Genomic DNA, 23,645 nt, shown 5'->3' with positions numbered 1-23,645 from the left:
CCAGCCGAGTAGCCGATAGCGACGTGGTGACCGTCGTCGCCAAGATGCACAAACGAGCCGGCACCGTGGGCACCAACATCGAATCGACTACCCGGCATGGGGTGTTGAGCCCGTGACCACCCACCTGGCTTCGGCATTCGCGACGACGCCTGGTTGGCGAAAGAACCGTTACTCGGATCCCGTGAGACCGTTCACGCTGGCAATTCTCTCGGTGCCGACTGGCTGCCGTTCGGCCCCGCACCTTCGCCGAAGACTAACACCGCCGGGACGACGGCATCGCCTGCGATTGCCCGAGAGGCCCGATATTGTTGAGAGGCAGGCGGAATGACACTACCCGGATCGTGCTTCTTAGCGTGACGCCGCGACGTGATGGGCACAAGGCCCCCCTGATCGCCTATGTGGGTTGGCATCGCATGGGCAACCTCGGAGACGACGCGATCTACGATGCGGTCCGGTCGCAACTTCCTGGAGCCACCTTCCTCGATCTGCCGCCTTCCCGAAGAGAGATGATCCGATCTTTAGCAACAGGTTTGAATTTGTCGCTACGACGCACCACGCAAGTCGTGGGTGGCGGCACCATCGTTGGAAGGATCCAGTGGAGGCGGCTGATCAATCGAGGCATGGCGCTCATGAGAAATTGCGGAAGCCACGCCATTGGCGTTGGCGTTGAGGACCCGGTGTTCGTCGGACGCAATAGCGGATCAGCCGAAGACGAGTTGAAGCACTGGGCACCAATACTTTCGGAATTCCGCACCGTTTCCGTTCGGGGACCCCGAAGTGCTGAACTCCTGTCCGACATCGGGCTGGATGTGAAGGTTTCCGGCGATCCGGCATTGCTACTCCCGCGACCCGAGGTGGTTGCAGAAGATGGCCTCATCGGAGTGAACCTTGGGTTCGGCGATGATCTTTGGGGACATGATCCAACCAGGCTGGCCGAGGAGATGTCCGTCGCTGTGAAGCAACTGTCATCGCAAGGTCATCGGTTCGTGGGGGTACTGATGAATCCGGAGGATAGACGCTGGACCGAGATCGCACTCAACGGTATCGCCGCCGAGATTGTGCACCCCGTCGATGCGGCCGCCGCGGCGCGGGAGCTAGGTCGGTGTTCTGTGGCCATCGTCACCCGGCTGCACGCGGGCATCTTGGCATCTCTTTCTGATACGCCTCTCATTACACTTGAGTATCAACCGAAGTGCCGAGACTTCGCGCTCTCTATTGATGCTGAACGCTCGCTCATCCGCACTGACAAAGTGAACCATGTCGTGGTAGTCGAGCGTGTCGCCGATGCGCTGGCGGACTCCGAAGACATCAGGACCAAGACACATGCCGCTGTCTCACATCTTCGCCAGCGGCTCGAAGCTGAGTACGCCGCTCTCGGACGTCAATTGGGTCTTGCCGTCGCTTGACACACGTATCGGTGACAGCGGTGTTGAACCCGATCTGACCGGGCATCCGCATACTCAAGGGCCCGCCCGCCCGCGCGGTGCAGGTGCGTTCTGTCGACTATTTGTTGGCGGGGCTGTAGCCCAGCACCAGATGCCCTTTGTCTCTTACGATCTCGAATCCCGCTGTGCTCTCGAGGAACTCATCGGTGGCCTTCCGACAGCCGCCGTAGTAGTAGTAGTCATCGAGGATCACCCGAGCCCCGGGTTGTAGGTGCGGTGTGACTCGCTCTAGGCACACCTTCACGGGGTCGTACCAGTCACAGTCGATGTGGGCCAACGCGATCGGCCACTCAGGCTTGAGCGTCTCCTCGATGCGGCCCTTATGCAGATGAATGCGGTCACCCACCGGCAGGCCATAACGGCCGAACGTATCCGACACGTGGCCGTACAGGTCGGTCATGTATCCCGAAAACGTGTGGCGCCCTATACCTTCGGCCTGGCCCGATGCGATTACCTCGTAACGTTCATGGGATTCCGGTGTGTCGTCCGGACCCGGAGGTGGAAACTCAGCGAATACGTCGTAGCCGTGGAAGTCGTGGTCGCTCAATTCAGTCGCAAGGAGGATGCCAGAACCGCCCAGTGCGATACCAGCTTCCACAACCACACCCTTGATCTTGCGTACTTCGCGAGCGGACTTGCGGAGACTGCGAAGGCTGACGTAGCTCAGGTAGGTGAGGTCGTCCCGTCGAATACGACGAGCCAGCGCCCCAGCAAACATCTCGTCGAACATCGCCGAAGCCTACCACTGGCCCAGGGGGCTCTGGGAAAAGACAAGCACCCGTTGCTGCTCCCAGTCTTCGTCGTGAGCCAGGTCGAAACCTCGTTCGCGGAAAAGCGACTGGATATCCTCTATTCGATAGTTGTTCATCCAACCGTGCCTCAGGCGATCGATTGTTTCGCGGATGGCACCGGGCGAATAGCCGCCGGTCTTCGCGGGAGCATACGTCACCACGCAGACTTTGACCGAGCCCGTCAACCAATCCAGCACCGAAGGAAGATCGCGCAGGTATTCGAGCACCCCGATCAGTACGGCAACGTCATAAACATCTGCGCCGAGATCCGGTAAAGGTCTCCCATTGAGGTCACAGATGATCGTGCCTGGCCCACGGTCGACGATGTCGGACGGCGTGTAGGTACACGATGGGTCGAGATAGCGCTCAAGGAGTCGTTTGCCCACCCCGAACTCGATCACACGACTGTTGTTCGGAATAAGAGCCGCAATTCTTTTTGTCCGAGGCTCCCAGGCCGCGTGGAAACTGCGGGGGTCTGTCCACCGTTCACGATCAGTCTTCTTGAGAAGGGTCGCGATTGCCCTCAACATAAAGTAGGACCCTGGCTCTCCGACATCACACCCACCCCGTTGAACTCGTGCACCGTATCGGCGGCTCTTACTTTGTGCTCCAACACACTCGGAACCTACATCCAGGCCGCGTTGACCATGCCTGTCATTTCCGTGCGAGAAGGCTAGCATCTGCGGCCTGATCCCACCGCGGTGCGGCTGAGGAGAATGGTTGGGCGGCCTGTCGGCGCGCGACTCGCGGTCAGCGGCGCACGCACGCGCCGCCCACTTCCCCACCAATCCTCCGCACCATTAGCGGCATCACATCAGCGACGCCAAGACTGCCTTCACCCACGATGGATTCGCGATGAGGTTCGTGATTGCGGAGGTATAGAGAGCGTTGTTGATCACCCATGACTGGGCTGCACCACCTGTCACATCGTTGAGCAAGTTGCCGAGATCGGTACCCGCGGTTGCAAAGAATTCGGCCCGAGCTTCACCCCACGCTTGCGCCAAACTCGGATCAAGCTGTGTCAGCGCGTTCATCAATATGGGCAGCTGAGCATGCGCAACCTGTGGCAAACCGAAGTCACCCAGTGCTGCGTTGATCCCCGCGGCGTTCGCCTCGCTCAAGCCAGCCAGAACGTTAATGGGGTCGAGATTAGGGATGAACCCGAAAGGGGTCACCACGTCTGCGTACGTCGTTGGAGCAAAAGGATCGTCGTAACCCAAATCGACAAGGTACTTCAGGGTGGGTTGCGTCAAATCGATAATCGGCTGCACGACCGGCTCGAGAATGGGCAACGCCTTTTGCAACTGATTCAGCGGCTCCAGAAGCGGCAGGACCTCGGCCGGAATCATGAAGTAGTTGGTATTACCCATGTAGCCCGGCGACGTTGCCAGTTGTACCGCGCCGGCAAGTTGTTCGGGTGTCAGCGACGGGTAGCTCAGATGAGTAAAGGCCGTCCCCATTCCCGCGTTCAGGACGGACAGCAGGTTGATTGGGTACCGGGGAAAGTTTGCAACGCCGTCGTACTGAATCGTGTAGATGTCCGTGCTGAATGGGGTATTCGGGTTGGTGGGCGTGAAGAAGTCCGGCACGCCCGGCATTCCGAATTGTCGGGCAAATATACCCCCGTTGGGATTGTTGGGATTGCCAAGCAGCGTGAAATTCAACGCCGTGGGATCTATGCCAAGCTGTTCGAGCGAGTTCATCACCAGGGTGGAGATCGTGGCGCTTTGAGAGTAACCCAGCACGACGAGGTCTTGTCCTGAGAAGGTCTGCGTGATCGCAGTCTGCAATGCCAAGACGCCCTGGGCAATCGACTGGGCGGGGCTCAGGTCGAAGAGCCCGGTCACCTGCGCGTACTGCTCCGGAGTTGCCAGGCCAATCGGATTGAATCCCGGGAACGCGGGGTTGATGAATCGGTCGACAACTCCTTGAAAGAACTCTGGTGTCGGCAGCCCGGAGCGTAGCGATCCGCCGTCTAACCCGCTGCCGCCCATGATGAGGGCTATCGGAGCATTGCTGCCCGAGGGCGCGGTCACGTTGCCGGGGCCTCCGGTGCCACCTACGCCGCCAGTTCCGCCGAAAAGGCCGACGGCGGAGCCGCCCGCGCCGCCCAGACCGTCCTCAGCGCCACCGGCGCCGCCATTCCCCCCGGCGCCGCCGTCGCCGAATAGGATGCCGCCATTGCCGCCGGTCTCGCCTCGGCCACCGACGCCGAGAGGGTTCGCGAGGTTGTCACCCCCGTCGCCGCCCGCCCCGCCGGTGCCGAATAACCGGGCGTTGCCGCCGAGCCCACCGGGGCCGCCGAAACCAATGCTGCCGTCTTCGGCGGTTCCACCGGTTCCCCCGGCTCCGCCCGTGCCAAAGATCAGCCCGCCTTGGCCTCCGGGCCCGCCCGCACCGGCCGGGGCGAAGGCGGTCCCCGGCCCACCGATTCCGCCCGCACCACCGATGCCGAATAGCCCGCCGTTGCCGCCGAGTCCGCCGTTGCCGCCGGGCCCTCCCATCCCGCCGGCCCCGCCGTTGCCGATGAGTCCGGCGGCGCCACCGTTGCCGCCAGGAACACCGATATTGGTGCTGTTGCCCCCGTTACCCCCGTTGCCGAACAGTATCCCGCCCGCCCCGCCGTTCTGGCCCACCCCATCGATGGTCCCGCCGTTGGCGCCGTTGCCAATCAGCGGGCGCCCCAGCAGCGCCTGGGTCGGTCCATTGACCGCGTTGAGCAAGTCCTGCTGAGCCTGCTGGAGCAGGGGCGCGTTGGCGGCCTCGGCGGCGGCATACGCGTCGGCGCCTGCGTTGACAGCCGCCACGAACCGGTCGTGAAACTCGGCGGCCTGCGCGCTAATGGCTTGGTATTCCTGGGCGTAGGTATCGAACAACCCGGCGATGGCCGCGGAAACCTCATCCGCGGCAGCGGGCATGAGTTCGGTAGTCAGCGCGGCCGCGGCGGCGTTGGCATCGGCAATCGCGGAACGGATGTTCATCAAATCGGCGGCCGCCGCCGCCAGCATTTCCGGGGTCGCAAACACATACGACACCGCGCCCTCCCTCGAACACGCCAGCCCCGGCCCCCCCGGCGCCACACTGCTTAGCCAGATCGTAACCCGATCGCCGTCACCCTATGGCGCGTTTGGCAAGGTCGACGGACCTGCTGACGCGCTACCAGTCGTGACCAGCCACGTCAGCGATGACATCTCACGGTGAGGCGAGCAAGATCCCGCGGTCAAGCCCGCATCAATCAACGCCCGATAGATCTTTGAGTGCGTCGTGGAGTGCTCTTGTGTGCCCTATCCAAGGCGGTGACCGAACCTACCGATGCACGACGGCAGTATGCCGCCCCACGACGCCGGTTCTACAACACATGCCCCGACACTGTGAATTGAGCGGCCGTCACACCCTGTGGGCGTCGATCCATCTTCGCGCCGGAGTTGGTCTAACCCAGGTTTCCTCTCCGAGGCCAAGTCTGTCGACGTTGGACTGAATGAGATCGTACGGATAGGGGGTGTGGCGCTCGATAAATTCGCGCAGCTGTTGCATCGAGTCGTGCCACGGCTCGTTGTACCGGGGCAGGCTCGTTTTGAGGAACGGAAACCGGAGGTGCTCAATCAAACCGTCCCAATAGTAGATGGTGTTGTTGAGAGATCCCGTCCTCGACAACATGTTGAACCACTGATGGTTCGGCGAGAGCTCATAGGCTGCCCTGACAGCGTCGATGGAGAGAAACGGTCGGATGCGCAGGCCTGCCTTGCGCGCACGCGTGGATATGGCGACCTCGCATCGCCGGATAAGAACGAGCTTGTCGACGACGTATTGGAAGTCATTCCAGAAGTCGTTCAGAAAGCTGCGGGTGCGCGCGTTGAGATCCCAAGCGAGGAAAAAGGACTGGAGATGGGTTTTCTGCACGCCACTTTCGATCGCGCCGTACATATCTGCGTCACGGAACGAGCTCCACATCTCTTCGATGGGAAACAGTGGACCGTACACACTGTCGTTACAGATGACCAAGCGGTCGAAGTGATCCAGTGACCAGCCTCGCTCTCGCATAATGCACCACGCCAGGTGCCACGAGCCAAAGTCCAGCGAGAGCGTTCGGCGGGTATAGATACCGGCACAAAGGGGCCGGATCGGAACTACCGACTCTGGTGTGAGAGTCGGCGAGGACGAGACGAAGATGATGGTGGCTCCCAGCCGGTGCAGCGCCTCCAGGTAGTGGACGACGTACGGATCGACAATTCCCTGAGCATCAAAGTGGGCGAACAAAACAAGTGAACGCCGATCGGAAGGCGGCTGCGCTGGTAGCTGCTGGTGGGTTTCGCAAATGAAGCTCAAGGCGTCGCCATCTCGACGGTAACGCGCTGCTGCGCGGTAGGACTCGCGCTCAGATTCGCTGCGCAGCCTGGTCCACAGCGCCCTGGTGATCTCAACCACGTGATACATGACTATTCGGACGCGAGGCCGACCTTGAGCGTCTTCCTAGCGAGCGCGAAGAAGTCACCTTTGGTGATTGACCGACTCGCGCAAGTGGTCACAGTCAAGACCTCCCCGATCTCGCATTCCAGGCCGCGCATGACCCAAGAACCGCATCGACCCCGGGTCCTCTCGTCGTCCACCCGGGCTCTGGACACATTAGGCACCGGACTGTGCACCACAGTGTGCCCGTCGCACGAAGTTTCGCAGATAGCGCCGACGTTGTGGGGAGAATTCCATGATTCACTCTGGGCGCATGTGAGGTACCAACGGCAGCATCTGGAGGTTCCCGCGCTGTCTTCAGGTCGCCAGGGCAACCCCGGCAGCAGTCCGGGCCTGGCCCGTAACGGGCTGCAACGGCCGCCGGCGACCCCGAATTGCCCCCGGGCGCCCGATGCGGCGGTCGACATCGTCTCGACAGCTCCTCTATAAGATCCCTCGTCCGCTGCACATGGTCGTCGGAGCTAGGCGAACCCTCAGCGCAGCTGTCCGACGAGCTATCCTGGCGCCGCGGCCAATCTAAGGGGATGCCATGAGCGATCACACTTACCGCGTAATCGAAATTGTCGGGACGTCGCCCGATGGAGTCGACGCGGCTATCCGCAACGGTCTGGCACGAGCAGCCCAGACAATGCGTGCCCTGGACTGGTTCGAGGTCGAGTCAGTTCGCGGCCATCTGGTGGACGGCGCGGTCGCACACTTCCAGGTGACGATGAAAGTCGGCTTTCGCCTGGAAGATTCGTAATCCCCATCGGCTTCGGAGCCACAATCGTGAGCTGGGCGCGACGCGCAGCGGCAGCAGCGCAAGGTGCCCGCCGTGGTCTAGCCAGCGACGGCTCCCGGCTCGGAGTACGGCGCCCCGTACTCGGTCACCGGGTGGAATCCACGCTTGCGGACCCGCTCAGCGGCCTGTCGTATCAGGCGGTAGAGCGCGACGAACCCGCCATAGTCGGTCATCACCAGCGGTGTGAGCAGCCGGTTGTGCACCAACGCGAAACTCAGCCCCGTCGCGGGGTCGTTCCACCCGACCGAGCCACCCATCCCGACATGGCCGAATCCCGGCATCACGTTCGGGAACGGGATGCTGTGGTAGCCCAAGTGAAACGGCATCGGCAGGCCCAGGTTTCGGTCCGGCTGGAGGCTGGGTTGGCCAGTCAGGCCGGCAACCAGCTCGGATGACAAGAACTGGGTGCCATCGATCTCGCCGCCGTTGGCGAGCGCTCCATACATCCGTGCCAGCGCGCGGGCCGTCACCACTCCGTTGGCCGCCGGTATCTCGGCGTCCAGCAACGGAATGTCCCCCTGGACGGCGGCGATCATGCCCGGGAAGTACAGCGAGCGGTATCCGCCGGACAGCCCGATGGCGACCCGCTGGGCGAGCGCATTGACCAACCCGCTGCCGACGATGTTCTGCGGCATGATGATCTCGGCGACCCGGGTGGGCGAGCCGGCCGGCGGTCGGCCCAGGTGGAAACCATCCGTGCCGAGCGGCTCGGCGAGTTCTTCGCGGAACAGGACGCGCATGTCCTTTCCGGTGACGGCCCTGGCCAGCCCTGACAGCAGCCAGCCGTAGGTCAGCGCGTGGTATGCCGGCTTGCCCAGCAGGCGGCCTGGCGCGGCCGCCGCGAGCCGGTCTTCCATGACGACGTGATCCAGCAAGTCGTCCCAGGTGGCGCCGCGCAAGCCGGACAAACCGGCCCGGTGTCGCATCACCTCTCGGACCGTCAGGTCCGACTTGCCGTTAGCACCGAACTCCGGCCAGTAGTCGGCAACCGGGGTGTCATAGTCGATCAGTCCTCGATCGACGAGCCGGTGGATGACGGTCGAGGCCATGCCCTTAGTCGCCGAGAACACCATCGGCGCGGTGTCCGCCGCCCAGGGCACCTCGCCGCTTAGGTCCGACCAGCCCGTCCACACGTCGACGACGGGCTGACCGTCGAGGTACACGGCCAGCGCGCCCCCGCCGAACCGGCGCGCGGGGAACATGCTGGCAAAGAAACGCACGACGCAACCAAAGTTTGAGTCCGCCGCGCCGGACATGCGATGGCCCGCGTCAGGGTCATCGCGGATCGAAACCGCGCGGCGATCGACTCGGATGTCAACCTTCACCCTTTTAAATTTACATGGATTTCACAGAGTCCATGGTCAAGCGATCGTCAAGTTACCGTTCCGTTAGTCCAGACCACTTGAGAATTTGCTGCGCGGCCAGCGTGGGGGTCAGTTCCCCGGCGCGGACCTGCCGCTCGATCTCCGCGCGATTCTCCCGCACTCCCGGATTTGCCAGCACCCGGTCCAGTACCTCGTCACGCACCATTTGCCAGGTCCAGTCGACTTGCTGGGCACGTCGACGGGCGTCGAACTCTCCGGCGTCGGTCAGCACCTGCCGGTGGCGTTCGACGGTCTCCCACAGCTCTGTGAGACCGGTCCCCTGCATGGCGCTCATCGTGAGGACGGGAGGTCGCCATAATGTTTCACGCGGGTAGATCAGTCTGATTGCCGACGACAGCTCGCGGGCCGCCCGCCGCGCCTCCTGGAGGTGTTCCCCGTCGGCCTTGTTCACCACCACGATGTCGGCCAGCTCCAGCACGCCCTTCTTGATGCCCTGCAGCTGGTCGCCGGTGCGCGCCAGGGTCAACAATACGAAGGTGTCGACCATGTTGGACACCGCCACCTCGGACTGGCCGACGCCGACGGTTTCGACCAAGATCACGTCGAAGCCGGCGGCCTCGAGCAGAACGACCGTCTCCCGGGTAGCCCGTGCCACCCCGCCCAAGGTTCCCGAGGTCGGCGACGGCCGAATATAGGCGTCGGCATGGACGGCCAGCCGAGCCATGCGGGTCTTGTCACCGAGAATCGATCCGCCAGTACGAGTCGACGACGGGTCGACGGCCAGCACCGCAACGCGGTGTCCCTGCTCGACCAGATACATGCCAAGCGCCTCGATGGCGGTGGACTTACCCACACCCGGAACCCCGGTAATGCCGACCCGGTGCGCGTTCCCGGAATCCGGCAGCAACGCCAGTAGCAGCTCCTGCGCCTGCTCGCGATGATCGCCGCGAGTGGATTCCAGCAATGTGATGGCGCGCGGTAAGGCGGCCCGATCACCGTTGCGGATGGCCTCCGCTAGTTGCTCTGTGGTCACCTCGCCCGCCTGATGGAACGCGCCGAGGGTGATGCCACGGCGAAAGTCAGCAAGAAATTTCGCCGTGACATCACGCTCGCGCGAGGAATCTGGGCAGCCACTAGTCCAGCGTGTACCCCAGCCGCTCGGCGAGCTTGCCGAGCAAGCCGATCGCGGCGTCGGCGATCACCGTCCCTGGCGGGAAAATGGCGGTCGCCCCGGCGGCGTACAACTCGTCGAAGTCGCCGGGTGGGATGACGCCGCCGACCACGATCATGATGTCGGGTCGGCCCACCTGCACCAACGCCTCGCGCAAAGCCGGCACCAGCGTCAGGTGACCGGCCGCCAAGGACGACACCCCCACCACGTGCACATCGTTGTCCGCGGCCTGACGGGCAACCTCGTCGGGCGTGGAGAACAGCGATCCAACATCAACGTCGAACCCGATGTCGGCGAAGGCGGTAGCAATCACTTTCTGACCGCGGTCGTGACCGTCCTGACCCATTTTGGCCACCAAGATCCGAGGTCGGCGACCATCGGCCTCGGCGAATTTCTCGACCAGCTGCGTCGCTTCCGCAAGCGGGGTGATGCTGCCACCTCCTCCGGCTTCGTCTCGGTAGACCCCGGCGATGGTACGGATCTCGGCTTGGTGGCGCCCGTACACCTTCTCCAGCGCGTCGGAGATCTCCCCCACCGTGGCATGTGCCCGGGCCGCGTCGATGGCCAGGGCCAACAAGTTGTTGCCGAGTCCGTCGGCGCCGGCACGTTCGTGGGCCGCAGCGGCGCGCGCCAGCTCGGCCAATGCGGCGTCGACCGCCGGCTGGTTCCGGTTCGCCCGCAGCTCGTTCAGTTTGGCCAGCTGCTCGGCACGCACCCGGCTGTTCTCGACCTTGAGTACCTCGATCTCCTGATCCTCGACGACCTGGTATTTGTTGACCCCGACCACGGGCTGGCGACCCGAGTCAATGCGGGCCTGGGTGCGTGCGGCAGCCTCCTCGATGCGCAGCTTGGGGATGCCGTCGCTGATGGCCGCCGCCATGCCGCCGTGCTCCGCGACCTCGGCGATGTGCGCGCGTGCACGCTGCGCGAGCTGATGGGTCAGCCACTCGACGTAGTAGGAGCCCGCCCAGGGGTCGATGGGCCTGGTAGTACCCGACTCCTGCTGCAGCAGCAGCTGGGTATTGCGAGCGATGCGGGCCGAGAAGTCGGTGGGCAGCGCCAACGCCTCGTCCAGCGCGTTGGTGTGCAGCGACTGGGTGTGGCCCTGAGTCGCCGCCATCGCCTCGATGCAGGTGCGCGCCACGTTGTTGAACACGTCCTGAGCGGTCAGGGACCAGCCGGAGGTTTGCGAATGGGTGCGCAACGAGCTGGATTTTGGGTTCCGCGGGGCAAACTCACCCACCAGTTCGCTCCACAGCAGCCGACCGGCCCGCAGTTTGGCGACTTCCATGAAGAAGTTCATCCCGATGCCCCAGAAGAACGACAGTCGGGGTGCGAATTGATCGATGTCCAGGCCGGCGTCCAGCCCGGCCTTGATGTAGTCCACACCGTCGGCCAGGGTGTACGCCAACTCCAAATCCGCTGTGGCACCTGCTTCTTGGATGTGGTAGCCGGAGATGGAGATGGAGTTGAACTTTGGCATCTTGGCGCTGGTGTAGGCAAAGATATCGGAGATGATCCGCATCGATGGCTGCGGCGGGTAGATGTAGGTGTTGCGGACCATGAACTCTTTGAGGATGTCGTTCTGGATGGTGCCGGCCAGCTTTTCCGGCGGCACGCCCTGTTCCTCGGCGGCGACCACGTACAGCGCCAGGATCGGCAGTACGGCACCGTTCATCGTCATCGACACCGACACCGACGACAGGTCGATGCCGTCGAACAGCTGCCGCATGTCGAGGATGGAATCTATTGCCACGCCGGCCATTCCAACGTCACCCTGGACGCGGGGATGGTCGGAGTCATAGCCGCGGTGGGTGGCGAGATCGAAGGCCACCGACAGCCCTTTCTGGCCGGCGGCGAGGTTGCGGCGGTAGAACGCGTTGGAATCCGCGGCGGTGGAGAACCCAGCGTATTGGCGGATGGTCCATGGCTGGTTGACATACATCGTGGGGTACGGTCCGCGCAGGTAGGGCGGCTCGCCGGGGAAGCTGTTCAGCGGGTAGCCGTCGGCTTCCGCCGCGCGCCGATCGGCACCGACATAGATCGGTTTGACCTCAATGCCTTCCGGCGTGTGCCATTGCAACTGCTCGGGCTCATACCCGTGCGCGTCGGCCGCAGCCGCAACATACTGCTGCGCTGCGGAAGCGGTGGGCGCTGGTGCGGCGTGGCCACCCTTCAGCGGGGTGTTGGCGAAGCTGCCGATAGCCGATGTGCTCGTCGTCATCGTGGCTAGGCCCCCAACCGGGTGAGAAGATCGGACAGGGCATCGACCGCATTGATCTTCGCGGTCAGGAAGTCGTCGGGTCGGTTGCCGTCGGGCGCCAGTGCTTGCTGCGGCCCCGCCAGATAAATCCGCGAAACCCCGCAGTTTCTTGCTGCCTCGATAACACCGGAGGCCGCTTCCTGATACCGCTTGTCCGTGCCACAGACAACCGCCACGGTCGGTGACCCTGCCGGCGTTCCTGCCTGGGCAACGGCGTCAGCTACACCCGTGGCATCGACCGTTCCGGGATTGGCAGCCTCGAGGCCGCCGGACGCCAACAGGTTCGCCGCGAACGTCACTCGGACGTTGTGCTCGGCCAACGGACCCAACGGCAACAACAGCACCCGCGGACGTGAACCCGTGCGCGCCAGGTAGTTATCGGACCGATCGCGCAACGCCTCGAACGCCGCGGCGTAGCGTACGAGGCGCCCGGTGCCATCGGGCGAGAAACCCGGATCGCTGTGCGGCAGAGCCGGTTCATCCAAGTTCGGATACTCGTTGACGCCGGTGATCGCGGTGCGGCGATGCGCGATGTCGTCCGCGCGGCGAGCCTGCACCTCGGCGATCCGGGCGGCCACGTAGTCACGCGCCTCCACGAACCCGCCGCGGGCCTCGATGTCCTGAAAATGCCGCCAGGCCTGCTCGGACAGCTGCTCGGTGAGATCCTCGACGAACCATGACCCCGCCGCCGGGTCGAGGACGCGTCCGACGTGCGACTCCTCCAGCAGCAACAGCTGAGAATTGCGGGCAATCCGGCGCGCGAAGGCGGTCGACATGCCGGGAAGTCCGCCAGGGATGGCAACGTCAAACGGAAACACGAGCACGGTATCGGCGCCGCCGACGCCTGCGCCGAATGCGGCCAGGGTGCTGCGAAGCATGTTCACCCACGGGTCGCGCTGGGTCATCATGGGCAGCGACGTCTCTGCATGAACGATCGCCGCGCCAGCACCCGGGTCACCCGCGACCTCGGCGACCCGAGCCCACAATCGCCGCACCGACCGCATCTTGGCGATGGTCATGAATTGGTCGTCATCGGCGGCAAACCGGAAACTGATTTGCCGCAGCGCCTCGCCGACCGCGATCCCCGATTCGGTGAGCACCCGCAGGTAGGCCACCGCTGCCGCGATGCTGGCCGCAAGTTCCCAGGCTGCGGTCGCGCCCAGATTGTGGAAGGCGGGTCCATCGACGGTGATGGCCCGCACACCCGAATCGGCGGCGACCCGGGCAGCGACCGCAACAACGTCCTCGAGCTGAGGGGCGGGCCGGCCGCTCAGGCTCGCCGAGAGCGGGTCGGCACCCAAGTCGATCGACAGTGTTGTACGCCGGTCCGGCTCCAGCTGCGCCAGCTGCGCCAACATCGCATCGGCGGCGGCCGCATAGTCGCCACCGGCATCGAGGATCACCGGCGCGAGCTCCAGGTAAACCCCGGTGAGCAACCGCTCAAGCTGCCCGGGCGCTACACCCGTGCCTCCCACCCGTACCAGCAGCGCGCTGGCCCCTTCGCCCAACGCCGCCAATACCGCCTCATTGGAGTCGCCGACCGTCTCATCTGCGGCAGCGGGAAAAGCCTCGGCCACCTTCCAGCCGGAACTGACATCGCGTAATGCGGGGCATAGCGGTCCCCCGCGCACATAGGGCCACTCGCCGGGCAGCGGCAGCTCCGGCAGCTCGTCAAATGCGGTATAGAGCGCCCGGATGGCGAAACCTTCATAGGTCGGAGTCTCCAGGAGCTGCTCAGGTCGCTCTCCGAGCTCGGCCGCATCGCGCCTGGCGCTCTTCGACAGCACGCCGGCAACCGCAGTGCGCCAACTCGCGCGAACCTGTTCTAGGTCGGCGAGTTCGGGTACGTCAACGGACACCGCTTGCTCCTATTTTCCCAGCAATAGGCAACGTTTCTTCGGGTTGCTCCGGGATTGCCACGTGCTAATCAGGTTAGTTGATGACGACCCAAACAGCCGCATCCCGGTGCGACGATCGGCCTCCTGACTGTGACGAAACACCAAGCCCGAGGAAAGGCGATATTCATGTTCACCCCTTACGCTTGGCAAGCGTGACGGCGCCCGCCATCTGCAAAACTAGCGGCACGCTGCGCGGTATTGCCGCGGCGTGCGTTATGTCCGCGCGCGGAGTATCGCTGCCGCGGGCGGTCGGGGCAGTGGTGGGAATCACAATTCTGGTGGTGGCGGCGCTGCTGGTTCCGCTGCCCACAGCCGTGCAGCTTCGCGACTGGGCTACGTCGGTCGGCCCCTGGTTCCCGTTGACCTTCTTGGTGGCGCACACCGTCGCGACGGTGGTACCGCTACCTCGCACGGCGTTCACACTGGCCGCCGGACTGCTGTTCGGCCCGGTGTTCGGCGTCGTCATCGCGGTGCTCGCCAGTACTACGAGTGCGGTGCTCGCGATGCTGCTGGTGCGCGCGGCCGGGTGGCGGCTCAACGGCCTCGTTCGCCATCGGGCGGTAGACCGGCTGGACGAGCGCCTGCGTGAGCGTGGCTGGCTGCCCATTGTGTCGTTGCGGTTGATTCCCGCGGTGCCGTTCGCGGCGCTCAACTATGCGGCCGGCGCGTCGGCCGTGCGGGTCCTGCCCTACTCACTGGCCACAGTGGGCGGTCTACTCCCCGGTACGGCCGCGGTGGTGATCCTGGGCGATGCGCTCACCGGTCACCCCAATCCCCTATTGATTCTCGTGTCGCTGTGTACCGCATCCGTCGGCCTGGCTGGGCTCGTGTTCGAGATCCGCCACTATCGGCGGCAGCGCAACCTCGGCACGACGCACGGCCAGACCGCAATCACCGGTTGACAGCCACCTGACGCCACGGCTGACCGCCGGGGTCCGGCCGCGGCCTCAGCAGAGGTCGTCAGCCATGAATGAGCGGCAGGCTGAGCCGAAACCGCGCGCCGCCGTCGTTCGAAAGGCACACCAGGGTGCCGCCGTGGGCGCGGGCCAGGGCTCTGGCGATCGGCAAGCCAAGACCGGCGCCGCCGTGGTCGCGAGCACGCCCGGCGTCGAGCCGCACCAGGCGCTCGAAGATGCGATCGCGCTCCGCATCGGGAACGCCCAGGCCAGTGTCGGTGACGGTGACTTGGGCCTCGCGCTCGGTGCGCTGCAGGTCAATCGTGATGGCTCCGCCGGCCGGAGTGTACCTGCGCGCGTTATCAAGAAGGTTGGACACAATCTGGGCCACTCGGGTCGGATCCGCCTGGATCTGCAGCGCCGAAAGGCCGGTCCGGATGACCTTGACCTGCGGCGCTAACAGTGCGGTGCGGTGGACCTCGGCGTCGGCGATGGGGGCTAGGTCGGTGTCGCGGATGTCGAGCCGAAGTCCGGCGTCGATCCGACTCAGATCCAGCATGTCGGCCACCAGCCGCCCGGCCCGGCGTGCGTCGGAGTGCAACAGGCTCGCCCGCCGGTACTGGCCGCGGGCCACCGGGTCAGCTTCGTGCTGGCTGGCGCTGGCTGCAAGCTGTTCGGCAGCGACTTGCATTCCCGCGATCGGGGTGCGCAGTTCGTGGGCCGCATCCACGAGGAACTGGCGGGTGGCACTTTCGGCGCGCCGCGCGGCGTCGGCGGATTGCTGGGCTCGCCGCTCGGAGTCTTCCAGCGCATCCAGCATTCCGTCGAACGCGCTGGCTGCGCGCCCCAGTTCGGTATCGGCGCGATCCGGTTGCAGCCGACGGCCGCGATCGCCAGTGGTGATGTCCTTGGCTAGCGTCGTGAGCCGCTCCAACGGCCGCAACGCCGCTCGACTCACCACGACGAGGAGGAGCGCCGCCACCGCCAGCGTCGCCAGGCCCGCACCGACCATCAGTTGCCGCAGCCGGCGGGTCACTTGGGTGGTCTGGGTGGTGTCGGCAACGAGGATCACCCGACTGCCCCCAGGCAACGGGTGTACCACCACGGTCGCTGTGGAATCCGGCGGAGGAGCCGGTGGCGGCGGTGGTGGCGGCGGCCCCGGCGGCGGGCCAAATGGCGGCGGGGGTGGGTGGCCGGGCGGCGGTCCAACAGTGGTGTCGGGACTAATCCCGCGGTCACCGTAGGTGGCACCGTCGGCGGTGACCAGCAGCGCGCGCACGCTGCCGCCGTTGAGTTCGGCGGCGAGCAGATCCGGCGACGTGTGCACCGCCGCCAGCGCGTCCGCCCGCGAGGTGGCGCCGACCAGCCGGTCGTGGAGATTTCGGCGGGCCGACAGTCCGAGGCTGACGTCGATGGTGACACCCAGCACGACGAGAAGCACCGCCAACAGCGCCACCACGAGCAGAGTCACCCGGCGCTGCAGCGACGGCGTCGGTGTCGCGCCGTTGCCCGCGGTCGACGAGCCCGCTGTGGAGGTGGTCATGCGCGCTGCGGCTGAAGTCGGTAACCGATCCCGCGGACAGTGTGCAGAATGCGCGGACCGTGAGCTTCCAGTTTGCGGCGCAACCCACTGATGTGCACTTGCACCAGGTTCGGGTCGTAGGCGTCATAGCCCCACACTGCATTGAGGATCTGGCCGGCATTGACGATGCGGCCGCGCTGCTCCACAAGGAAGGCCAGCAATCGCAGCTCGGTCGCGGTCAGGTCTAATCGGTGTCCATCGCGCGCGGCCACGCCAGAATCCACATCCAGCATCAGGTCGCCCGCTTGAATGACGCGGGGCAGTCGACCCCGGCGCCGCAACACAGCACCGACGCGCGACACCAGTTCGGCAAGCTCGAACGGTTTGATGACATAGTCGTCGGCCCCGCCGTCCAGGCCACGCAGCCGGTCCGGCAGGCCATCGCGGGCGGTGATCAGCACGATGCCGATGTCACTCCACTCCCGGATGACGTCGATGAGAGCGAATCCGTCGCGGCCGGGAAGCATCACGTCGAGCACCACCAGGTCCGGCCGCAAGCCCTCCAGAGCGTCTTCCAACCCGTCACCGTCACACCGGGCCTCGGTGTGGTAGCCAACGTCGGTCAAGGCCTCGCTGACCATCTCACGGATCGTCTCGGAATCCTCGACCACGAGGACCCGGGGCGCACCGACGCTGAACTGATCGGTCCGGCCGCGAACGGCCGAGCCGATCGCCTTGCGGTCGGTCCGGTCCGTAGGCGAGCAATCGGTCATGGCCCCATTGTTAGCGTGCTGTTCTGAGATCAGGCTGAAGCAGGCGCATTTCTTCAGATCCACTTCAAGTTCGGTCACTACGGTCGCGACAACCGATCAGCAATAGGCCGACGAGAAACGAAGTGGAGATCAGCATGACTACCGAAGACAATGACTTCCGCCCGAACAGCGGCGCCCACGCGAGCGACCAGAGCGCTGCCGCAGCCGCCGCACCGACACCGAGCGCCCAGCACGGGCATGCGCGTCGCTACTCCACCCCGGTGGTGGTTGGCGCCGGACTGCTCGGCTTGGTTGCCGGTGCAGTGACCAGCGCGGGGGCTGCCCTCTTCATCTGGGCCTTTGTCATGGGACCACCCCCGCCGCCGAACGTGCCGCACGGGCCGGCGGCATCGCACATGAGTCCCATGGGCCGGCCAGATGGGCCTCTGGCGCGACCGGTCATCCCAAGGGCACCCATGCCCGGCGGACCGCACCAGCCACCCCCGCCACCCCCGCCGCCAGGAGCCAACCCCTTCCCAGGTGGCCCACCCCCCGGCGCACCAGCCCCGGGGCAACCGCCTGCGACGCAGGGTCCAGCCGCACAAGGGGACCCGGGGTCTCCGGCACCCGCAACCCCAGGGGCTCGTGCCTGAGCCTGTCGAGGCGGTGGGGTGGCGCCAGTACAAAGCTGCTGCGTTCACCTAGGTTGGACACAACCGAGAGCGCAGGCAGACACCACAGTTCGCCCGGCGCCACCCCGCCCACCCGGTTCCAGCCAGCTCACGCGCCTCCGTTGCCTCCTGACCAAGGGCCAGCGACGCTACATCGAGCGAGGCCAACCGGATAACGCTCAGCGTGGTGCGCTAGCCCGATTGCAGTTGGGCCGGCAACCGAAAGACCGCTGCGTGGACTTGAGTTCCGTTGCCAACACAGATTGCGAGGCTTTGGTCGGTGAAATCCATCGGTCAGTTCGCGTCTACGCGCAGTGGGGGGCCGAGATCGGTGCGCTGCGCGAGGCGGTGGCAGATAGGACCACTATCAAGTCAACCCGTTGAACCCGTTAGCGCCCACCAGTCCCCCGGCGCCACCCACCCCAGGCGTGGCCGCACCGAAGCCCGACCCGGTGTTGCCCCCATTACCACCGTTGCCGATCACCTGCGCGTTGCCGCCGTCCCCGCCGTTACCGACCCCCCCTAGGCCGTTGCCGCCATCACCGCCACCGCCGCCGTTGCCGACTAGCCCGGCCAGGCCGCCGACCCCTCCGTTGCCTCCAATAACGCTGGCGGAACCGCCGATTCCGCCGGTTCCGCCCGAGCCGAAGAGCAGGCCGGCATTGCCGCCTGCCCCGCCGGCCCCGCCGTTCTCACCGGCCCCGCCGGCCCCGCCGGCCCCGCCGTCGCCGGTCAGCATGCCGGCTCTACCGCCGGCCCCGCCATCCCCGCCGTCCCCGCCGCCGCCGAAGACTGTCCCACCGGCTCCGCCGGTCCCGCCGGAGCCGAACAGCCAGGCGGCACCGCCGGTGCCGCCGTCACCGCCGCTGCCCGTGATGCTATTCCCGCCGTCGCCACCGCCTCCGGCTTGGCCCAACGGCCCAGCGGCTCCTCCCGCGCCGCCGTCCCCGCCGGACGCGGTGTCTAGACCGAAGCCGCCGTCACCGCCGAAGCCGCCCGCACTGAACAGCCCTCCTGCCCCACCGGCGCCGCCGGTACCACCGGCGTTACCGACACCGGTGCCGGTCCCGCCAGCGCCGCCGGAACCGCCAGCGCCGAACAGCTCGAGCAGCCCAGCGCGACCACCGGTGCCGCCGTTACCCCCGTTGACCCCAACGCCGCCGGTGCCGCCGGTGCCGCCGGAACCGAATAGCCCGCCGGCCCCGCCGCTGCCGCCGTTCCCACCGGAGCCGCCGGCCCCGCCGTTCCCGCCGGCGCCGCCGGCGCCGCCAGGGCCCCACAGCAGCCCGCCGGCGCCGCCAGCGCCGCCCGGCGAGCCGTCTCCGGCAAAGCCAAGCCCCCCGGTACCGCCGCGCCCGCCGATACCTAGCAGCCCTGCTGCCCCGCCGGCCCCGCCGGCCTGGCCGGTCGCGCCGGACCCGCCGTTCCCGCCATTGCCGATCAGGATCCCTCCGGCTCCGCCGGCTTGCCCGGTGCCCGGGACACCGTCGACGCCGTTGCCGATCAGCGGGCGACCCAACAACGTCAGTGTGGGTGCGTTCACGAAGTTGAGCGCCTGCTGCAGTGGAGAAGCGCTGGCGGCCTCGGCACTGGCATAGGAGCCAGCACCGGCGGTCAAAGTTTGGACGAACTGCTCGTGAAACCCTGCCGCCTGGGCGCTGATCGTCTGATAGGTCTGGGCGTGTCCGCTGAACAGCGCGGCAATGGCCGCTGACACCTCGTCCGCACCGGCCGCCGCCAACCCGGTGATCCGTGACGCCGCTGCCGAATTCGCCGCACTCAGTGAGGCCGCAACGCCCGCCAAGTCTTCAGCCACTGCCGCCAGCGCCTGCGGCGCGGCAACTACAAACGACATCGCTGTACCTTCCCCATTGGTCATGACCAATCCGATGGACCAGTGCGACCCCGGGAAGGTCGGATCACCGCCACACAATCGGCCGAGCGGAACGTGGTGCGCTATGGAGTTCGTGAAATCATTGCTGGTACTCGAGCGCTATAACATCGATCGATTCGCGTATATCTTGACGGCGGATTCGTAGATCTTCGTGCCGCACCGGTTCGCCGCGATGGCGCCGCAACCCATCTACGCCGAAAACGGGTCACCGTGCTGACCCTGCGACGGCTTGCCAGCAGCCTGGCTCAAGAAATGGATGCGAGAATGTCCACGATGACAGAAGCACAATCCCGATCGCTCTTCGCCAGGGCCGGAGCACGGATGCTGCGCTCCCGAGCGCTGATGCGGACGCCGATCTGGATCTACAAAGCCCGCGCGGGCGCACTCTTGGGCTCCCGGCTGCTCATGCTCGAGCACATCGGCCGCAAGAGCGGCGCACGCCGCTACGCCGTGTTGGAAGTTCTCGATCATCCCGACCCGGACACGTATCTCATCGCGTCCGGTTTGGGCCGAAAGGCCCAGTGGTTCCGCAATATCCGGGCCAACCCCGAGGTCCGCGTGTACGCCGGCAGCAGTGCGCCCACAGCGGCGACCGCACGCATCCTCGACCAGGACGAAGCCGACCGCACGCTGGCCGCCTACCGAAGCCGCCACGCCGGAACGTGGGAGAAGCTCAAGCCGATACTCGAGCAGACCCTCGACACCGAAGTCACCGATACTGGCACACCGGTGCCGATCGTCGAGTTGCGCCTGTCCTAGGCGCGCTCCGGTCCTCGCAGCGTCATCACCGCGTACAGCGTCAGAAACGCCGCCGCTGGGATCGCATTGACAACCCGATCCCGCACGCGGATGTGCGCACCCACGGCAAGCACGAAATACAGCGTCAGCATCGCCGTCGTCAGCCGTGCCAGGGCCGGGTAGCGCAACACCGAGAGTAGACCGGCCGCCGCGGCGGCCTTGACCACTGGCAGGACCGGGCGGACGGTATCGGGAACCTCCAGGTCGTCCAAGGCCTTGGCGATCACCGGCAGCCCGATGGCGCACGCCACCGCGTCGCCGGCCTGCAGCGCCGCCAACGCCACGTAGGTTCTTGAGGACGTCAGACCCATGCCGAACCGCTACTGGGTCAATCCTGGCGGCGTCCCCAACGGACCCTCGACGGGTTTGCGTGCCATCGCCTCGGCCTGAGCCACCGCCTGGGCGATCGCGGGATCGCTCTCGGTGGAGAACCACTCCGCAATATCGGAATCATCGCCGTCCGCGGCGTGCCTGGGCACGTCCTCGACCGGGGATGGCTCGAATCGGAATACCCCATCCTCGCCGGGTGTGCCCAGAAGTCTGGTGAACCCCTGCAGCGCGGCGTTGAAGTCGCTGGGCACGACCCACACCTTGTTCGCGTCACCGCGCGCCATCTCCGGCAGCGTCTGCAGGTACTGGTAGGCCAGCATTTCGGGGGTGGGCCTACCAGCCTTGATCGCGGCGAATGTCTTTTCGATAGCCTTGGCCTGCCCCTGCGCCTGCAGGTAGGAGGCGGCACGCTCACCCTGGGCGCGCAACATCCGAGATTGCCGGTCGGCCTCGGCGGCCAAGATCGCGGCCTGCTTGGCACCCTCGGCGGCCAGGATCTGCGACTGTTTCTGTCCTTCCGCTTGTTTGATGGCCGCTTCCCGGGTGCCTTCGGCGGTCAGGATCATCGCCCGCTTCTCCCGGTCGGCCTTCATCTGCTTTTCCATCGAGGCCTGAATTGACGGCGGCGGGTCAATGCTGCGCAGCTCGACCCGGGCGACGCGCAGCCCCCAGCGGCCGGTCGCTTCGTCGAGCACGCCACGCAACTGGCCGTTGATTTGATCCCGCGAGGTCAGTGTCTGCTCCAGCGTCATGCCACCGACGACGTTGCGCAGCGTCGTCGTGGCCAGCTGCTCGACCCCGACGATGTAGTTGCTGATTTCGTAGACCGCTGCCTGGGGAACGGTGACCTGGAAGTAGACGACGGTATCGATGTTCAGGGTCAGGTTGTCCTGGGTGATCACCGGCTGCGGCGGAAACGACACCACCCGTTCACGCAGGTCCACACGTGCGCGGATGCGGTCGATGAAAGGGATCAACAAGGTCAGCTGACCGCTGACCGTGCGGCTGTACCTCCCCAGCCGTTCGATGACCGCGGCCTCCGCTTGGGGGATCAGCGCAATCGATTTGGCAACCACGATGATGGCGAACACCACCAGAACGCCCAGAAACACTAGACCCACAGCTGCATCTTCCACCAAGATTCCTTTCTCGCAGTGTGTTGCAGACGGACTACTCGCTCCCAAAGACCATCGCGGTCGCGCCATCGATGTGCACCACCGTCACCGACTGGCCCGGTTGGTAGACATCACCCTCGTTCAGCGGACGCGCCGTCCACACCTGGCCGTCCAACTTGACCCGGCCTTCATCATGGGCAACCCGGTCAAGCACCAGGGCCTTTCTCCCCTCCAGAGCTTTGATGCCCATGACCGGTGCCTTGCCCGAGTTCAGCCGGCGCCGCACCACCGGCCGGACCAGCGCTAGCAGCAGCACCGAGACGATCAGGAAAACTGCCCCGTCGGCCCATACCGGCCAGTTCAACAACCAACTGCTCACCGACGCGGCCAGCGCACCGCCGCCGAGCATCAGTAGGAACATGTCGCCCGTCAGCGCCTCGGCACCGGCGAACACCAGGGCGGCGATCAACCAAATCAGCGCGACGGGCATGCGCACAGGATACGCGTGATCCGCTAACCCGCGGCGAGCAACTACACTGCGAGACCATGTGGTGCCCCAGTGTTTCGCTGTCGATGTGGGCCAACGCCTGGCTCGCCGGCAAGGCGGCTCCCGACGACGTGCTGGACGCGCTATCGCTTTGGGCACCAATGCAATCGGTGACCGCGTATGACGCTGTCGCGGCCGGGCACACCGGACTGCCGTGGCCGGATGTGCACAGCAACGGAACCGTGTCGCTGTTGCAGACGCTGCGCGCCGCCGTTGGCCGCCCGACAGCGTTCGCACCGAACATGCCGCAGCGTCTGCGCGGGGCGGTCAACGTCGTGCTGCCCGTGCCCGGCGACGTGCGCGGGCTGTCCGCCGGAACGCAGTTCGAACACGATGCCCTCGCAGCTGGCGAGGCAGTGATCGTCACCAACCCAGACAATCCCGGCGGCGCCATTGGGCTGGTCCCTGAGTTCTCGTATGCCGATCTCGACGTGGCCGTCGACGGTATCTGCGGCGACCCGCCAGATCATCCCGGTCCACCCGAACTATGCGCGCTGTCTTGGATCGTTTACTCGCTGCCCGGCGCCCCGGCGCTCGACCACCATGAGTTGGGCGACGCCGAGTACGCATTGCGGTCCGCGGTCCGCTCGGCCGCTGACGCGTTGAGCTCCCTGGGAATCGGATCCGCCACAGCCGATATCGCCAATCCGCGAGGCCTTGTCGAGCAGTTACTGGAATCCTCACGGCAACACCGAGTTCCCGACCATGCACCGCCACGCGCGCTACGGGTATTGGAGAACGCCGCGCATGTCGACGCGATCATCGCGGTGAGTGCCGGGCTGAGCCGACTGCCCGATTCACCGGCCGAACATATTGCCGCGCCGACGCCGATCGGAACACAGTCATCGTCGGAAGCCGAGATCGCCACCGACGCGTTGCGGCCCCTAGCCGCCGTTGTCCGGTCCGCACGGGTGGCCGCGGTGACCGCGATCCTGCACTCGGCCTGGGCCGACTGATCGACGAACGGCGGCGCGCTCAA

Annotated in this window: 19 protein-coding genes; 5 read left to right on the top strand and 14 right to left on the bottom strand. The window is 65.7% G+C overall.

Translation table 11 applies throughout. From position 1 onward, the window contains the following. The first annotated feature begins 341 nt into the window (after positions 1–341). The gene (locus F6B93_RS09610; RefSeq protein ID WP_343232729.1) at positions 342–1,406 is read left to right on the top strand and encodes a polysaccharide pyruvyl transferase family protein; all 1,065 of its coding nucleotides are present in this window, start codon (positions 342–344) and stop codon (positions 1,404–1,406) included. Positions 1,407–1,503: 97 nt separating this feature from the next. Here the strand turns inward: F6B93_RS09610 and F6B93_RS09605 are convergent, their stop codons facing one another. The 4 genes from F6B93_RS09605 to F6B93_RS09590 form a co-directional block, all read right to left on the bottom strand. Further along, a complete protein-coding gene (locus tag F6B93_RS09605; protein WP_211698894.1) occupies positions 1,504–2,175 on the bottom strand; it encodes a TylF/MycF/NovP-related O-methyltransferase in 672 nt (223 codons plus the stop codon). A gap of 9 nt (positions 2,176–2,184) precedes the next feature. After that, complete coding sequence (locus tag F6B93_RS09600; protein WP_211698893.1) at positions 2,185–2,766, bottom strand: class I SAM-dependent methyltransferase; 582 nt, start codon at positions 2,764–2,766, stop codon at positions 2,185–2,187. A gap of 279 nt (positions 2,767–3,045) precedes the next feature. Beyond that, entirely contained in the window at positions 3,046–5,271 is a 2,226-nt protein-coding gene (locus tag F6B93_RS09595) for a PE-PPE domain-containing protein (RefSeq protein ID WP_211698892.1), read from the bottom strand. A gap of 352 nt (positions 5,272–5,623) precedes the next feature. After that, entirely contained in the window at positions 5,624–6,661 is a 1,038-nt protein-coding gene (locus F6B93_RS09590) for a rhamnan synthesis F family protein (protein WP_211698891.1), read from the bottom strand. Between the two features lie 571 nt (positions 6,662–7,232). Between F6B93_RS09590 and F6B93_RS09585 the strand changes: the two genes are divergently transcribed. Then, the gene (locus F6B93_RS09585) at positions 7,233–7,445 is read left to right on the top strand and encodes a dodecin (protein WP_211698890.1); all 213 of its coding nucleotides are present in this window, start codon (positions 7,233–7,235) and stop codon (positions 7,443–7,445) included. 77 nt (positions 7,446–7,522) lie between these two features. On the opposite strand, the gene lipL is transcribed toward F6B93_RS09585, so the two are convergent. The 4 genes from lipL to mutA all read right to left on the bottom strand — a co-directional run bounded on the left by lipL (position 7,523) and on the right by mutA (position 14,102). Beyond that, complete coding sequence (lipL, locus tag F6B93_RS09580; RefSeq protein WP_211698889.1) at positions 7,523–8,809, bottom strand: esterase/beta-lactamase LipL; 1,287 nt, start codon at positions 8,807–8,809, stop codon at positions 7,523–7,525. 52 nt (positions 8,810–8,861) lie between these two features. Beyond that, a complete protein-coding gene (gene meaB / locus F6B93_RS09575; RefSeq protein WP_211698888.1) occupies positions 8,862–9,842 on the bottom strand; it encodes a methylmalonyl Co-A mutase-associated GTPase MeaB in 981 nt (326 codons plus the stop codon). Positions 9,843–9,942: 100 nt separating this feature from the next. After that, positions 9,943–12,204: a methylmalonyl-CoA mutase gene (gene scpA, locus F6B93_RS09570; protein ID WP_211698887.1), complete on the bottom strand. Its 2,262-nt coding sequence runs from the start codon at positions 12,202–12,204 to the stop codon at positions 9,943–9,945. 5 nt (positions 12,205–12,209) lie between these two features. Next, complete coding sequence (gene mutA / locus F6B93_RS09565; RefSeq protein ID WP_211698886.1) at positions 12,210–14,102, bottom strand: methylmalonyl-CoA mutase small subunit; 1,893 nt, start codon at positions 14,100–14,102, stop codon at positions 12,210–12,212. 191 nt (positions 14,103–14,293) lie between these two features. Between mutA and F6B93_RS09560 the strand changes: the two genes are divergently transcribed. Further along, positions 14,294–15,043, top strand: a complete 750-nt coding sequence (locus F6B93_RS09560; protein ID WP_246541049.1) for a TVP38/TMEM64 family protein — start codon at positions 14,294–14,296, stop codon at positions 15,041–15,043. A 58-nt stretch (positions 15,044–15,101) separates the two neighbouring features. Here the strand turns inward: F6B93_RS09560 and F6B93_RS09555 are convergent, their stop codons facing one another. From F6B93_RS09555 to F6B93_RS09545, 3 genes are all read right to left on the bottom strand, one after another. Continuing rightward, on the bottom strand, positions 15,102–16,580 hold the full coding sequence (locus F6B93_RS09555) for a sensor histidine kinase (RefSeq protein ID WP_211698885.1): 1,479 nt from the start codon (positions 16,578–16,580) through the stop codon (positions 15,102–15,104). Further along, positions 16,577–17,332, bottom strand: coding sequence for a response regulator transcription factor (locus F6B93_RS09550; RefSeq protein ID WP_211698884.1), 756 nt, complete (start codon positions 17,330–17,332; stop codon positions 16,577–16,579). The genes F6B93_RS09555 and F6B93_RS09550 overlap by 4 nt, the downstream gene beginning before the upstream one ends. A 1,017-nt stretch (positions 17,333–18,349) precedes the next feature. Continuing rightward, the gene (locus tag F6B93_RS09545) at positions 18,350–19,837 is read right to left on the bottom strand and encodes a PE family protein (RefSeq protein ID WP_211698883.1); all 1,488 of its coding nucleotides are present in this window, start codon (positions 19,835–19,837) and stop codon (positions 18,350–18,352) included. Positions 19,838–20,140: 303 nt separating this feature from the next. On the opposite strand from F6B93_RS09545, the gene F6B93_RS09540 reads away from it, so the two are divergent. Beyond that, positions 20,141–20,635, top strand: a complete 495-nt coding sequence (locus F6B93_RS09540; protein ID WP_211698882.1) for a nitroreductase family deazaflavin-dependent oxidoreductase — start codon at positions 20,141–20,143, stop codon at positions 20,633–20,635. Here F6B93_RS09540 and F6B93_RS09535 read toward each other — a convergent pair. The 3 genes from F6B93_RS09535 to F6B93_RS09525 are packed head-to-tail and all read right to left on the bottom strand — an operon-like array spanning position 20,632 to position 22,609. Further along, positions 20,632–20,985 (bottom strand): DoxX family protein, encoded by a 354-nt coding sequence (locus F6B93_RS09535; RefSeq protein ID WP_211698881.1) that lies wholly within the window; start codon positions 20,983–20,985, stop codon positions 20,632–20,634. The two genes, F6B93_RS09540 and F6B93_RS09535, sit on opposite strands and share 4 nt — an antisense overlap. Before the next feature lie 9 nt (positions 20,986–20,994). Then, positions 20,995–22,140: an SPFH domain-containing protein gene (locus F6B93_RS09530; RefSeq protein ID WP_211698880.1), complete on the bottom strand. Its 1,146-nt coding sequence runs from the start codon at positions 22,138–22,140 to the stop codon at positions 20,995–20,997. A gap of 34 nt (positions 22,141–22,174) precedes the next feature. After that, a complete protein-coding gene (locus F6B93_RS09525) occupies positions 22,175–22,609 on the bottom strand; it encodes an NfeD family protein (RefSeq protein ID WP_211698879.1) in 435 nt (144 codons plus the stop codon). A gap of 56 nt (positions 22,610–22,665) precedes the next feature. On the opposite strand from F6B93_RS09525, the gene F6B93_RS09520 reads away from it, so the two are divergent. Next, a complete protein-coding gene (locus F6B93_RS09520) occupies positions 22,666–23,622 on the top strand; it encodes a hypothetical protein (RefSeq protein ID WP_211698878.1) in 957 nt (318 codons plus the stop codon). Positions 23,623–23,645: the final 23 nt, after the last annotated feature.

The sequence above is a fragment of the Mycobacterium spongiae genome (genome assembly GCF_018278905.1).
Lineage (GTDB): Bacteria > Actinomycetota > Actinomycetes > Mycobacteriales > Mycobacteriaceae > Mycobacterium > Mycobacterium spongiae.
This window is presented reverse-complemented; position numbering and strand designations above follow the sequence as displayed.